Source organism: Kribbella shirazensis (genome assembly GCF_011761605.1).
Taxonomy (GTDB): Bacteria; Actinomycetota; Actinomycetes; order Propionibacteriales; family Kribbellaceae; genus Kribbella; species Kribbella shirazensis.
Window position 1 is genome coordinate 3,104,703 of sequence record NZ_JAASRO010000001.1, and the last position, 12,898, is coordinate 3,117,600.

Annotated in this window: 12 protein-coding genes; 8 read left to right on the forward strand and 4 right to left on the reverse strand. The window is 68.9% G+C overall.

Annotation, left to right across the window (positions count from 1 at the left end; all coding sequences use genetic code 11):
- The first annotated feature begins 11 nt into the window (after window positions 1-11).
- Complete coding sequence (locus tag BJY22_RS15350) at window positions 12-1,778, forward strand: helix-turn-helix domain-containing protein (protein ID WP_167207365.1); 1,767 nt, start codon at window positions 12-14, stop codon at window positions 1,776-1,778.
- A gap of 1 nt (window position 1,779) precedes the next feature.
- Here the strand turns inward: BJY22_RS15350 and BJY22_RS15355 are convergent, their stop codons facing one another.
- Entirely contained in the window at window positions 1,780-2,703 is a 924-nt protein-coding gene (locus tag BJY22_RS15355) for an NADP-dependent oxidoreductase (protein ID WP_167207367.1), read from the reverse strand.
- Between the two features lie 103 nt (window positions 2,704-2,806).
- Here BJY22_RS15355 and BJY22_RS15360 point away from each other — a divergent pair, with 103 nt between their 5' ends.
- Complete coding sequence (locus tag BJY22_RS15360; protein ID WP_167207369.1) at window positions 2,807-3,214, forward strand: winged helix-turn-helix transcriptional regulator; 408 nt, start codon at window positions 2,807-2,809, stop codon at window positions 3,212-3,214.
- Between the two features lie 158 nt (window positions 3,215-3,372).
- Window positions 3,373-3,894 (forward strand): DUF2064 domain-containing protein, encoded by a 522-nt coding sequence (locus tag BJY22_RS15365; RefSeq protein WP_238350998.1) that lies wholly within the window; start codon window positions 3,373-3,375, stop codon window positions 3,892-3,894.
- 694 nt (window positions 3,895-4,588) lie between these two features.
- Here the strand turns inward: BJY22_RS15365 and BJY22_RS15370 are convergent.
- Together BJY22_RS15370 and BJY22_RS15375 are read right to left on the reverse strand one after the other, a co-directional pair.
- Window positions 4,589-5,131: an NUDIX hydrolase gene (locus tag BJY22_RS15370; protein ID WP_167207373.1), complete on the reverse strand. Its 543-nt coding sequence runs from the start codon at window positions 5,129-5,131 to the stop codon at window positions 4,589-4,591.
- Between the two features lie 54 nt (window positions 5,132-5,185).
- A complete protein-coding gene (locus BJY22_RS15375) occupies window positions 5,186-6,508 on the reverse strand; it encodes a zinc-dependent metalloprotease (protein WP_238350370.1) in 1,323 nt (440 codons plus the stop codon).
- Window positions 6,509-6,827: 319 nt separating this feature from the next.
- Here BJY22_RS15375 and BJY22_RS15380 point away from each other — a divergent pair, with 319 nt between their 5' ends.
- The 5 genes from BJY22_RS15380 to BJY22_RS15400 are packed head-to-tail and all read left to right on the forward strand — an operon-like array spanning window position 6,828 to window position 12,244.
- A complete protein-coding gene (locus BJY22_RS15380) occupies window positions 6,828-7,253 on the forward strand; it encodes a molybdenum cofactor biosynthesis protein MoaE (RefSeq protein ID WP_167207375.1) in 426 nt (141 codons plus the stop codon).
- A gap of 30 nt (window positions 7,254-7,283) precedes the next feature.
- Window positions 7,284-7,559 (forward strand): hypothetical protein, encoded by a 276-nt coding sequence (locus BJY22_RS15385; protein WP_167203110.1) that lies wholly within the window; start codon window positions 7,284-7,286, stop codon window positions 7,557-7,559.
- Window positions 7,556-8,593: a PDZ domain-containing protein gene (locus BJY22_RS15390; protein ID WP_167207377.1), complete on the forward strand. Its 1,038-nt coding sequence runs from the start codon at window positions 7,556-7,558 to the stop codon at window positions 8,591-8,593. The genes BJY22_RS15385 and BJY22_RS15390 overlap by 4 nt, the downstream gene beginning before the upstream one ends.
- A gap of 58 nt (window positions 8,594-8,651) precedes the next feature.
- Complete coding sequence (locus tag BJY22_RS15395; RefSeq protein WP_202891121.1) at window positions 8,652-9,254, forward strand: PPA1309 family protein; 603 nt, start codon at window positions 8,652-8,654, stop codon at window positions 9,252-9,254.
- Window positions 9,251-12,244 (forward strand): UPF0182 family membrane protein, encoded by a 2,994-nt coding sequence (locus BJY22_RS15400; RefSeq protein WP_167207379.1) that lies wholly within the window; start codon window positions 9,251-9,253, stop codon window positions 12,242-12,244. Before BJY22_RS15395 ends, BJY22_RS15400 begins: the two co-directional genes overlap by 4 nt.
- A 187-nt stretch (window positions 12,245-12,431) precedes the next feature.
- Here the strand turns inward: BJY22_RS15400 and BJY22_RS15405 are convergent, their stop codons facing one another.
- Complete coding sequence (locus BJY22_RS15405; RefSeq protein WP_238350371.1) at window positions 12,432-12,839, reverse strand: hypothetical protein; 408 nt, start codon at window positions 12,837-12,839, stop codon at window positions 12,432-12,434.
- Between the last annotated feature and the right edge of the window lie 59 nt (window positions 12,840-12,898).

A 12,898-nucleotide genomic window follows, 5' to 3' on the forward strand; every position in this document is an offset into this window, starting at 1 on the left:
TCATCCGGAACGTGAAGGAGCTGCTCAGGCTGCTGGCCGAGGACGCGCCCGGGAGTGAACTGGCCCGGGCGGCGGGCGAGGACGCGGTGGCACGCGACCTCGCCCTGCGGATCCGGGCCGGTATGGACGCCAGCAAGAAGCGCGAGGCGGAGCTGACCGCACTGGTCGACGTGGCGCGCGAGCTGGCGTCGGCGCGCGATCCGGGCGGCGTACTGCACACCATCGTCCACCGTGCCCGCACCCTCGTCGGGACGGACGTCGCCTATCTGACGCTGTACGACGAGACGCGCGGCGACACGTACATGCGGGCCACCGACGGGTCCGTGTCCGCTGCGTTCCAGCAGTTGCGGCTGCCGCTGGGCGCTGGGTTGGGTGGATTGGTCGCGGAGACCTACAAGCCGTACTGGACCGCCGACTACCCGTCCGACCGGCGCTTCCGCCACACCACGCCGATCGACGACGCAGTCGGCGAGGAGGGCCTCGTTGCCATCTGCGGTACGCCGTTGGTGGTCGACGGAGCGTTTGTCGGTGTGCTGTTCGCGTCCAACCGGACCAGGCGGCCGTTCAGCCGGGACGAGGTGTCATTGCTCGGCTCGCTGGCCACTCTGGCCGCTGTGACGATCGTGCAGGTACGGGCGGCGGCGGAGACGGCTGCGGCGCTGGATCAGCTGTCCGCGGCCCATGCCGGCGTGGAGCACGCGGCTGCGGCACATGACCGCTTTGCCGAGATCGTGCTGTCCGGTGGAGATGTGGATGCCATCGCTGCGGCGCTGGCCGAACTGCTCGACGTGTGGGTCGTACTGGTCGATGCCAGCGGCAACGAGTTGGCAACGGCCGGTCGCGTGCCCGGTACTGCGGTGCCGTGGCAGGAGTCCGAGTCGGGCCGATTGACGCGCATTGGTGACTGTTGGGTCGTGGCGGCGACGGCCAAGGGTGAACGGCTCGGTGCGTTGGTGATCGGCGGTGCGGACGACCTGTCCGGTGCTGACCAACGCATTGTCGAACGCGCGGCCGTCGTCACCGCACTGGTCCTGCTGTTCCGCCGACAGGCCGCTGAGCAATCCCAACGTGCACAGGCAGATCTGCTGGCCGACGTACTGAGTGGAAGTGCCGATCCGCGCACGCTGACCGATCGGCTCCGGCTACTCGCACCGAGCCATCGGCACGACCGCCTCGTCGTCGCAGTATGCCGTGGCGACCACTCCGCCGTACGCGCCCGGCTGTCTGCACCGCTGGAAGACAAGCTGGTGCTGGCTGGTCCGTACGGCGGGGACCTGGTGCTGCTGTTCGCACGTACCAGTGCAGTGTCCGCTGCTCGGGACCTGTCCGAACTGGCGAAGAGGACTGGCGTCACCATCGCACTCACCGGACCTGCCGCCTGGGGTGAGCCTCTGATCGAAGCCCACCGCCAGGCAACTCGTCTGGTCACCACCATGGTTCGGCTCGGCCGCACCAGCGAGTCAGCTACACCCGACGACCTGGGCGTGGCTGGTCTGGTCGGAGCGTCCGAGGTCGACGTACGCACCCATGTACACCATGTGCTCGGTCAGGTCCTCGACTACGACAGGCAGCGCGGCACCGACCTGATCGGCACGCTGAACGCGTACTTCGCCGCAGGGCAGAGCCCGACCCGCGCTGCCACGTCGCTGCACATCCATCCGAACACCGTCCAGCAACGGCTCGACCGAATCACCGCCTTGCTCGGCGACGGCTGGCAGTCACCGGACCGAGCGCTGGACGTCCAGGTGGCCCTTCGTCTTCACTCTGCTGTCGAGTGAGTTACGGCAGCAGTACGAGGCGGCCGCGGACTCCTCCTGCGGCGAGGCGCTTGTAGGCGATCGCAGCGTCCTCCAGGCGGTAGGTCTCGGCTACCCGGGTTGAGATGACGTTCGCCTCGACGAGGCTGACCAGCTCTTCCAGTTCGTGGCTGTTGGCGTGGACCAGGAGTTGCTCCACGGTGATGCCGCGGAGGTGCGGCGGTCGCGGGCCTCCTTGCACGTGGACGTGGCGGCCGCCGTTGCGCACTGCCTCCTGTGCAGCGATTCCGACCACCGCAGCGTCGACTACGGCGTCGACGCCGGCCGGTGCGAACCGCCGTACCGCTGTCGCCAGGTCCTCGCTCCGATCGACGAAGTGGTCCGCGCCGAGTCGTCGTACCAGCTCCTCATCACGTGGACCTGCGCTGGCGATCACGGTTTTGCCAAGGTGTTTGGCGAGCTCCACGGCGTACCCGCCGACGCCGCCTGCGGCTCCGGTCACCAGCACCGTCTGTCCGTCGAGCGCCTTGACGGCCTGCAACGCGGTCAGTCCGTTGAGGCCGAGAGTCGCCGCATCGTGGAGCTCCACGCCACGAGGGGCCCGGGCGACCGCGTCCGCGTTGAGCACGACGTACTCCGCGTGCGTCTTGAGTGTCTGGGCGAGGAGGTCCGCCACGCCGATCACGGCGTCGCCGACGTCCAGCTGGGTGTCGGGCCCGGTGGCGTCCACGGTGCCGGCGACGTCCCAGCCGAGACCGAACTGCGGCCGCGGTGCCGTCAGGCCGAACTCCACCAGCATCCCGGTGCTCACCGCCACATCCACCGGGTTGACCGCGGCAGCGGCCACCTTGATCCGCACCTGCCCCGCGGCCGGCTCCGTTACGTCGGTCTCGATCAACTCGATCGCCTCCGGCCCGTCGAGGCGGCGGGCTACTACTGCGCGCATATCGTGCTCTCCTCGTGGTGTCTGATTGCACACCATCGTTGGAGAGCTACTCTCTCCTGGGAAGTACGCACTTGGGAGTGCGTACCGCACGACGAGGAGAGCCATGCCCACCCGCACCGCCGCCCAGCTCCGCGAGGAGGCCGCCCGCGAGTACGACGCCTTCCTGGCGAGCTGCCCGGCGCGGCAACTCCTCGACCGCATCAGCGACAAGTGGGTCACCCTGGTGGTCACCGCGCTAGCGGACGGGCCGCAGCGTTACTCCGATCTGTCCCGGCGCATCGCCGGTGTCAGCCAGAAGATGCTCACCCAGACCCTCCGCTCCCTGGAACGCGACGGCCTCCTGACCCGCTCGGTCACCCCGTCCGTCCCGGTCCGCGTCGACTACGAACTCACCCCACTCGGCCGCACGCTGATGCCCCTCATCGCAGCCATCAAGTCCTGGGCAGAATCCCACATGCCCGAAGTCAACGCCGCCCGCACCACCTACGACACCACGAGCAGTCCAACATGACTCCCTCCAGCCACCCGCACGCAGCCGGCCCGGTTACCTCCGAACTGTCTGACGCGGACAGACCGGATGCGTCCGAGCGGCGGGTTGTGGTTGTTGTCGTGCCGGCGAGCGGGAGTTGGGCTCCGCCGGGGAGGGACCCGGAGGCTTGGCGGTTGGCGATGGCGGAGGACACCTATGAGGTGATCGCTGGGCTGGACCGCGTTGACGTCGCGGTCGCGGTAGTGGGCGGGGACGACGCCGCGGTCGCCGAGTTGAGCGCGTTGACCTGGCCCGGCACCCCGACGTACGCCGTCGACCCCGACCGGCCCGTCCTGCACGCAGTCGAGCTGGCCGGGCCCGCCGCAGCAGTCGTTACGGTGTCGTACGACGTACCCGATCTCCCCGGCCTGCTGATCGGGAAACTCTTCCGCGCGCTGAGTCACGCCGACATCGCTGTCACCCCCGCGGAGGACGGCTCGTTGGCTGCCGTCGGCGTCAAACTTCCCGTCGCCGACTGGATCAGTGAGCTTGGCCCGACCTGCGACACCCCGCTGACCCTCCTCGAGGCCCGCAAGCCCCGCCGCCACGCCGTAGCCACCGGCCCCGGCTGGCACCGTCTCCGCTCGAACGCCGACCTGTCCCGCCTCGACCCCGGCCTCGAAGGCTGGGACGCCACAAGATCTCTACTTCGCCACGCCTGACCCGTCACCTTCTCGCGCCCCACTCGTTCACCATGCAACGGGGAACGTGGCACCAATCGCCGATGCCGTTCAGGGGCGGCACCCGACGAACCCGCCGCATCGGGGGATGCAGCCGGGCCCACCACAACGGGGGCCCACACGGGGACGTAGCACCACGGGGAACGCAGCACGGGGGAACGCGGGGCCTTACGAACCGGGGAACCACCAGTTCGCAGGGTCGGGGACTCGCAGAACGCGGTACTACGGGGGAACGCCATCGGGGGATGGCTGGACGCATTGCACAGCAGGGTGATCGCGGCGGGCCAGCGCGGGGGGGCGGGGGAGTTCCGCCAGGGGTCATCTCGGGGCAGTGCAACGGGTACGACCTCGGGGCAGTGCAAGGGGTACGACTCGGGGGAGTGCAGCGGGGGACCAACGGGGGATGGCTGGATACGCAGGATCAGCGGGGCTCACCCTCACGGGGGCAAGGCACAGGGGTGAGGTACGAGGGGTTGGCAGGGCTGGGGTGGACGAAGTGCCCTGCCGTGGGGAGGTGGGCCGGCTGACTCAAGCCGGCCCACAACCAGCGACTCCCCACCGTGACCACCGACCATGGCACCTTCGCGCCGTCGTTGGGCCCCCGTCCCGCCACCCGAGCCCGCGGCCGTAAGCCAACCGACCTGCCTCAGGGTGGCACGGCGGGTGGATGGGTTGGTCAGGGTTTGATGTGGAGGTGGCGGGCTCGGGTTGCGAGTTGTTGGACGCTGGTGTCTGTGTCGTGCGGGAGTGCGTCGAGCGGGAACCAGGCGAGGTCGTCCGACTCGTCGCTGACGACGTACTGCGTTGTCGTGGCCGTCACGAGGAACTGGACGTCGAGGTGGTACGCCCCGGTGCATCCGCCGGCGTGGAGTAGGTGTCGGGAGAGCTGAAGCGGTTCGCGGCTGACTGTGAGGCCTGCGAGGCCGGACTCCTCGGTTGCTTCCCGCAGTGCGGCACCGCTCAGTGTCGTGTCGCCGCGCTCGCAATGGCCGCCGAGCTGCAGCCACCGGCCGACTGTCTTGTGCAGTGTCAGCAGGGCGTTCTCGCCCGCGCCGTCGACCACCAGCGCGCTGGCAGTCACATGCTCCGGTCGGCAGCTGCGCCACATACCATCCGGATGCGTCGCCAGGTGGCGCAGGTAGTGCGCCCGCAGCTCCTCCTGCTCCGCGTCGGGCGCACGCCACGACTCCAAGACCTCGACCGCGTCCCCATGAAGCATTCCGCAAGTCTCCCCATCCCCGCCCGATCCCCCGCGGGCGGGGTGCGGAAGCGGCTACTTGGCGGGGTTGTCGCCGTCGTCGTCCTGGGGCTTGTCGGCCGGCGGCTCTGGGGTCTCGTCGGTCTCGTCGGTGAGGAAGTCGGTGATGTCGATGTTGGAGAGCTCGCCCGCGTGCTGGGCGAAGCCGATGGGGTCGTCGAGGTCGCTCGTGCTGGGCATCAGGTCCGGGTGGGACCAGAGGGTGTCGCGGCCTTCGACACCGCGGGCGTCGCGGACCGCGGCCCACAGGTTGGCGGCGTCGCGGAGGCGGCGGGGGCGGAGCTGCAGGCCGACGAGGGTGGCGAAGGTCTGCTCCGCGGGGCCTCCGGCTGCCCGGCGGCGGCGTACTGTCTCGGCCAGTTGGATCGCGGCGGGCATACGGTCCTTGGTGGCCTCGCGGACGACGTCGTCGACCCAGCCCTCGACGAGCGCGAGCGTGGTCTCGAGCCGGACCAGTGCGGCCTTCTGCTGCTCTGAGTCCTCGGGCTCGAACAGACCGCCGGCCAGTGCCTCCTGCATGGCTTCCGGGTTCTGCGGGTCGATGTCGGCCATTGCGCGCTCGATCTTGCCGGTGTCGACCTCGATCCCGGATGCGTAGTCGGCGACCGCAGCGAGCAGGTGCTGCCGCAGCCACGGCACGCCGGCGTACAGCCGCTGATGGGCCACCTCGCGCAGAGCGAGGTACAACCGGACGTCCTCGTCGGTCAGCCCGAGCCCTTCGGCGAACTTGGCGACGTTGTCGGGCAGCAGGATCGCCTGGCCCGTCGGGCCGAGGGGCAGGCCGATGTCGGACGAGCTCACGACCTCACCGGCGAGCTCGCCGAGCCCCTGGCCGACCTGTGCACCGAAGACGGACCCGCCCAACTGCCGCAGCATGCCTGCCATCGGCCCGGCGAACTGCTGCGCCTCGGCGGGGAGCGCGTTGCCCATCGCGCCGGCGACGTGCTCGGCCACCGGGTCGACGACCGTCTGCCAGACCGGGAGCGTGTTCTCGACCCATTCGGCGCGGCTCCAGGCCTGAGAGGTCGCGGAGACCTCGGGCAGCGTGGTCGCGTCGTCCAGCCAGTGCTCGGCGAGGCGGACGGCGTCCGCGACCCGGTCGCTGTCGGTGGACGTCATGGACCGGTCTCCGGCGGCGGAGACGGTCTTGCGGGCGATGTCCTTGGCCAGGTCCCAGTTCACCGGCTTGCCGTCGGCCGAACCGCTCAGCAGCTGCTGGACCTGGGCGAAGATCGCGTTCAGGTCCGGGGTGCCGCCCGCGCCGGCCGCACCGGAGAACTGCTGGAACATGGCCTCGAACGGCGTTCCCTTGAACGGGTTGTCCGGTTCGTCGCTCATCGGAGGGCCTTCCTGTGCGGGTGGGGCGTACTACTCCAAACGTACTGGTTCGATCCGTGAGTTCCTCCCCGGGCGAACGCAACGGGGCTCCGATTCGCCGCGAGCAGACCCGCGAGGCGGTCCGGACAAGTAGGTGAGGAAGGCAACAGCTCCTCCCGGTGAGCGCGACAGCACGCACCGCAGTACCAGGCGCGCCGGGGTCTGGTGGAGCGTGAGGGGAGGGGGATGTCGGGAAAGAGGGAGGTGGGAGGGAGAATCGGGTAGTAGGGGATGCGATGGTGTGGTGTGAGTGTGGGGACCTGCCGGGAATGAGGAACCGATGACCGACGCGATCAGACTGCTGGACATCCGCGACAGTGCGTTGTCCAGCGACGAGGTGCTGGCTGCGGTCGGTGACCCGACGGCGGGCGGTACTGCGCTTTTCATCGGCACTGTGCGCAATCACGACCAGGACCAGCCGGTCGACCGGCTCAGCTACGAGGCGCACCCGGACGCGCTGGAGCACCTGCGAAAGGTCGCGCAGCGTGTTTGCGACAACCCCGCCGTCACAGCACTGGCCGCCGTCCACCGGACCGGGGACCTGGTGATCGGTGACGCCGCCGTGATCGTGGCGGTGGCCGCATCGCATCGGGACGTCGCGTTCACCGCCTGCCGGCAACTCATCGACGATCTCAAGGCCGAGGTCCCGATTTGGAAACACCAGCACTTCAGCGACGGTGGCAGCGAGTGGGTCGGCGCTCACTGACACGTACTCTGGGCGCATGAAGGTGGCCGGATGAAGGTTTTGGCGTGGCTGGCGTTCCCACTCGCCGCCACGCTGCTCGCGATGTGCTGGGCGGGCTGGCGCGGGTGGCGCAGCCGCGAGCCGCGCCGGTCCGGCGGCGCCTTCGCGTCGGTGGACGAGTTCCGCCGCTTCAACGCCGCGCTCGCCGCACCGGGGCCGCGGGCCGTTCCGGAACGTCGGCGTCGCCTGGGTCGTCGTACTCATCAGCAGGCCTCCGCCGAGGTCCCTGGCTCCGGCTCCACCAAGATCGCAGGGCAGGGTTCGTGACACGTCGTACCGCCACTTTGGTCACCTCGATCGTCGTGCTCGTGGTTTCGCTGGGGCTCGTGACCGCGTTTCCGGTGCCGTTCGTCTCGTTCAGCCCCGGGCCGGTCAAGGACACCCTCGGCGCGGCGAAGAACAAGCCGGTCATCGAGATCTCCGGCCACGACACGTTCCCGACGTCGGGACAACTGGACCTGACCACGGTGTCGGTGACCTCGCCGGACCGTGAGCTGACCCTGCCGCAGGCGATGCGGAACTGGCTCGACCCGCATCACGACCTGTTCCCGCGCGACATCATCTATCCGCCGGACCAGAGCGCCGACGAGGTCGAGCAGCAGAACACCGCGGAGATGACCGGCTCGCAGGACAGCGCGGTCGCAGCCGCGCTGCAGGCCGCGAAGGTCCCGTTCCACACGAAGGTGTCGACAGTCGCCGACAAGTCGCCGGCGCAGGGCAAGCTGAAGCCCGGTGACCTCGTGCTGGCGGTCGACGGCCAGCCGGTGACGCAGGTACCGCAGGTCGGTGAGTTCGTCCGCAAGCACAAGGTCGGGGAGGACGTCGTCTTCCTGATCCGCCGCGGCACCGCCGAGCAGACCATTCAGTTGAAGACCGCCGCGACCCCCGGCGACGAGACCCGTCCGATGGTCGGCATCACGATCGGCGTCGAGTCGCAGGTCAAGGTGACGGTCAACCTCGGCCAGGACATCGGCGGCCCGAGCGCGGGCACCGCGTTCGCGCTGGCGATCTACGACAAGCTGACCCCGGGGGCGCTGCTGAACGGGAAGCACGTCGCCGGCACCGGGACGATCGACGCGCTCGGCCAGGTCGGCGCGATCGGCGGCATCCAGCAGAAGATCGCCGGCGCCAAGAACGACGGTGCCACGGTGTTCCTGGTGCCGGCACCGAACTGCGACGCCGCGCTGCACGCGGGCGTCGAGGGCATCCAGCTGGTGAAGATCAGTACGCTGACCGACGCGATCGGCGCCCTGCAGGCGCTCGCGAACGGCAAGGGAGAGGTCCCGTCGTGCAGTCAGTGAGCCATCTGAACGAACCGGCGAGCCGAAGGGAAGATCAGTCGGCATGGAATCGGTAGGCATGCTTCCGCCTGACGCGCTCAGCCGCGCGGTGGTCGAGATCGAGAAGCACGTGAGCAGCGCGGGCTGGGACCAGCCCGCGCAGTTGTTCGCGCTGGTTCCGACCGAGGAACTGCTCCGCGCCGAACCACAGCTGGCGGCCGAACTCGGTGCCGAGGACGCATCCCAGCCGCTGACCCCGGTTGCGCAGGGCGAGCTCCCCGGCGGGGTCGAGGACGACCACCTGGCTGACACGCTGGGCCGGATCGAGTGGCCCGACGGCGTCGCCGGGTGTGCGCTGGCGATCGAACGGATCGTGCTGCCGGCGGCCGCCGAGTCCGGACTGTCCAGCGTCGAGTCGGACACCGAACTGGCCCGGCTGGCCGGCAGCGATCCGCGCCGGCACGAGGTCCGGATGGTCGCGGCGGTGCTCCGTGAGGGCGGCCGCTTCGGCGCGGTCCGGCTGCGCGCGCACGACGAGGACAGCGCGGTGCTCACGGGTATCGACTTGGTCCCGACGCTGTGCGAAGTACTGTCATTGACATTCGAACCTTCGGTCGGCAGCCGGTCGGGTGAAGGTCCTGGGGTCGACGGCGTGAGCAACGACGAGGAGAAGCGACCATGAGCGACGGCGTCTACGACATGCCGGAGGAGCCGGCCCGCAGAACGCGGCGAACAGGCGGTCGTCCTCGTGCCCTGCTGCCGACGATCGCCACACTGGTCGTCCTGCTGATTCTCTTCAGCGTCTTCACCGACGTCTGGACGCAGCGGTTGTGGTACCGATCGGTCGATCTCGGGTCGGTCTTCAGCACCGTGCTCGGCACCCGGGTGCTGCTGTTCGTGGTTGTCGGCCTGCTGATGGCCGCGGCGGTCGTCGCGAACGTCGTCGTCGCCTTCCGCACGCGCCCGCGGATCGCCCTCGCCCCGTCGCCCAGCCCGGGATTCGAGCGGTACGGCGACCTGCTGCAGCAGCACGGGAAGGTCGCGGTCGGTGTCATCGCGACCCTGATGCTGGTCTTCGGAGGCTCGGCCGCGTCGGGGGAGTGGAAGGTCTTCCTGGCCTGGCGGAACCGAACGCCGTTCGGGGTCACCGACAAGCACTTCAACAAGGACATCGCGTTCTTCGTGTTCGACTACCCGTGGCTGCGCGTTCTGCTCGGCTTCGGCTACTCGATCGTCCTGCTGTCGCTGGTCGCCGCGATCATCACCCACTACCTGTATGGCGGTTTCCGCCCGTCCGCGAAGGGGCAGAAGGCCTCGGGTGCGGCGCAGGTGCAGTTCTCGGTGCTGCTCGGTCTGCTCGTGCTGCTGAAGGCCTTCAGCTACTGGCTGGACCGGTACGGTCTCACCACCTCGGACGGCAGACTGTTCACCGGTGTCTCGTACACGGGCGACAACGCCGTTTTGCCGAGCAAGGAGATCCTGGCGGTCATCGCGCTCCTGTGCGCGGTGCTGTTCTTCGCGAACGTGGTCCGCCGGACGTGGCTGCTTCCCGGCGTCGGCACTGTGGTGCTGATCCTGTCCGCGATCCTTCTCGGCGCACTCTGGCCGGCCGCTCTCCAGCAGTTGCGGGTACGGCCGAGCGAGCCGGTGAAGGAAGCGCCGTACATCACCAAGAACATCGAGGCCACGCGCCAGGCGTACGGACTCGAGGGCACCGACGTCACCGAGTACCGGGCGGAGACCACGGCCAAGCCGGAGGAGCTGACACGGGATGCCGAGGTCCTGCCCGGCATCCGGCTGATCGACCCGACCGTGATCGGCCCGACCTTCGAGCAACTCCAGCAGGTCCGTGGTTTCTACTCGTTCCCGACGGATCTGGACGTCGACCGGTACAAGATCAAGGGCAAGGTCAACGACACCGTCATCGCGGTCCGCGAGGTCCAGGTCGACCGGCTGCCGGCCGGCCAGCGCAACTGGAACAACGACCACACCGTGTACACCCACGGCTACGGAGTGGTCGCGGCGAACGGGAACCAGTCGCAGGGCGGCATCCCGGTCTGGACCGAGAAGGATCTGCCGCCGAAGGGCGATCTCGGAAAGTACGAGCCACGGATCTACTTCGGCGAGCAGTCGCCGGACTACTCGATCGTCGGCGCCCCGGAGGGCGGGCAACCGGTCGAGCTCGACACACCGGAGGCCGAAGGCAAGGCCGGCGGCGACCCGACGCTGAACACCTACAAGGGCAAGGGCGGCGTGCCGATCGGGTCGTTCGGCAACCGGTTGCTCTACGCAACCAAGTTCCGCGATGCGAACATCCTGCTGTCCAGCCGGGTGAACTCCGCGTCGAAGATCCTCTACGACCGCACGCCGCGCGAGCGGGTCGAGAAGGCGGCGCCGTGGCTGACGCCGGACGGCGACCCGTACCCGGCGATCGTCGACGGCCAGGTGGTCTGGATTGTCGACGGCTACACCACGTCGGACAACTTCCCGTACTCCGAGAAGGTCGACCTGGACGTCAGCACCCGGGACACGACCACCGGGCGCGGGACCATCGCGCAGCAGCCGAGCGAGAAGATCAACTACATCCGGAACTCGGTCAAGGCCGTGGTCAACGCCTACGACGGCTCGGTCGAGCTGTACGCCTGGGACGAGAGTGACCCGCTGCTGAAGACCTGGATGAAGGCCTTCCCCGGCACGGTCAAGCCGCGCTCGGACATCTCGCCGGACCTGATGTCGCACCTGCGGTACCCGGAGGACATGTTCAAGGTGCAGCGCGACCTGCTCGCGAAGTACCACGTCCAGGACGCCGGCACCTGGTACCAGAACAGCGACCTGTGGCGCGTGCCGGACGACCCGACCGCGGTCTCCTCCGGTGGTGACGCGGCGACGCATATCAGCCAGCCTCCCTTCTACCTCTCGTTGCGGATGCCCGGTCAGAACGAGCCGAAGTTCTCGCTGACGTCGGTGTACGTACCGAACGGTGAACGGGAGAACCTCACGGCGTTCGTGGCCGTCGATGCGGAGGCCACGTCGCCGGACTACGGCAAGTTCCGGGTGCTGCGATTGCCGGGGAACCTGCAGATACCTGGTCCGGGGCAGGTCTACAACAAGTTCCAGACCGATGAAGGCATCAGAGGGGCGCTGCTGCCCATCAACCAGCCGAACAGCGGAGCGAGAGCGCAGTACGGCAACTTGCTGACGCTGCCGCTCGGCGGTGGTCTGCTCTACGTCCAGCCGGTCTACTCGGTGCGGACCAGTGGGCCGGGTAGTTATCCTGTCCTGCGCTACGTCCTGGTGTCCTTCGGTGAACGTGTGGCCTTCGGCGGGACGCTGCAGGAAGCCCTGACCAAGGTCTTCAACACCAACGTCGACACCGGCGAATTGCCACCGGGCACCGAGAAACCGCCCACACAACAGCCGAACCAGACGGTCAAGCAGGCCATCGCCGACGCACAGGCTGCCTGGAACCGGGCTCAAGAATCGCTCAAGAAGGGCGACCTTGCCGGCTACGAGACCAACCTGAAGCAGATGAAGGCCGCGCTCGACCGGGCAGCCGCCGGAGCAGCGGCAACGCCCACTCCGACGCCGAACCCGACGGCGTCGCCGTCGGCCAACCCGTCGAACCCACCGGCCTCGACGACACCGAGTCCGCCGCCATCACCGACAGGCTGACCCGCCGGCAGACTGAACCACGGGAAGGCTGACCCCACGGAACGTTGACCCGAGGCGTGGTTTCCGGGACGTGGTTTCCGGGGCGGCGACACCGACACCAGTCGGCGTCGCCGCCCCGTTCCGTTGACCGGCCCCGGCCCCGGCACCTGGCCCCGGCGCCGGCACCCGGCGCTGGTTGCCTAGGGCATCAGGTGGCCTGAGGCTCCGGGTGGAACCCGGCCGCGGTGTCGAGGACGTCCTCGTCGGTGAACCGCTCCTGGTCGATCGTCACCTCGGCCGCGACCCCCGGCTCGATGAAGTAGAACACCTCGTCGCCGGCGAACAGACCGTCGTACCCGCCGACCTTGACCGGGACGAGCTGCCAGTCGCCCGGCTCCTTCTCCTCGTACTCGACGAGGAAGTCCTTCACGGCCTCGAGATCGGTGAGCCGCTCGCCGCGCATCGTCTTCACCGTCAGGTCGACCTTGAACGCGCCCTCCGCATCGGGGCCGCTCTCCCAGACCCGGCTGTGGAAGGACACGTCCTCCCACTCGTACTCGAAGTCGCTCGGCGTGCCGATGCCGTCGGGCAGGTGCTCGATCACGAAGCCGTCCAAGGTGCCAGTCCTTTGCTCGATCGACGGAGGCGCTGTGGAGGACGTCGGCGGTGGCGTGA

What these genes read in the sequence shown, in the direction of transcription:
- BJY22_RS15380 (WP_167207375.1), top strand. Translation starts at nt 6,828, where the DNA reads ATGACCGACGCGATCAGACTGCTGGACATCCGCGACAGTGCGTTGTCC.
- BJY22_RS15385 (WP_167203110.1), top strand. Translation starts at nt 7,284, where the DNA reads ATGAAGGTTTTGGCGTGGCTGGCGTTCCCACTCGCCGCCACGCTGCTC.
- BJY22_RS15360 (WP_167207369.1), top strand. Translation starts at nt 2,807, where the DNA reads ATGCCCACCCGCACCGCCGCCCAGCTCCGCGAGGAGGCCGCCCGCGAG.
- BJY22_RS15355 (WP_167207367.1), bottom strand. Translation starts at nt 2,703, where the DNA reads ATGCGCGCAGTAGTAGCCCGCCGCCTCGACGGGCCGGAGGCGATCGAG.
- BJY22_RS15400 (WP_167207379.1), top strand. Translation starts at nt 9,251, where the DNA reads ATGAGCGACGGCGTCTACGACATGCCGGAGGAGCCGGCCCGCAGAACG.
- BJY22_RS15365 (WP_238350998.1), top strand. Translation starts at nt 3,373, where the DNA reads ATGGCGGAGGACACCTATGAGGTGATCGCTGGGCTGGACCGCGTTGAC.
- BJY22_RS15375 (WP_238350370.1), bottom strand. Translation starts at nt 6,508, where the DNA reads ATGAGCGACGAACCGGACAACCCGTTCAAGGGAACGCCGTTCGAGGCC.
- BJY22_RS15395 (WP_202891121.1), top strand. Translation starts at nt 8,652, where the DNA reads ATGCTTCCGCCTGACGCGCTCAGCCGCGCGGTGGTCGAGATCGAGAAG.
- BJY22_RS15370 (WP_167207373.1), bottom strand. Translation starts at nt 5,131, where the DNA reads ATGCTTCATGGGGACGCGGTCGAGGTCTTGGAGTCGTGGCGTGCGCCC.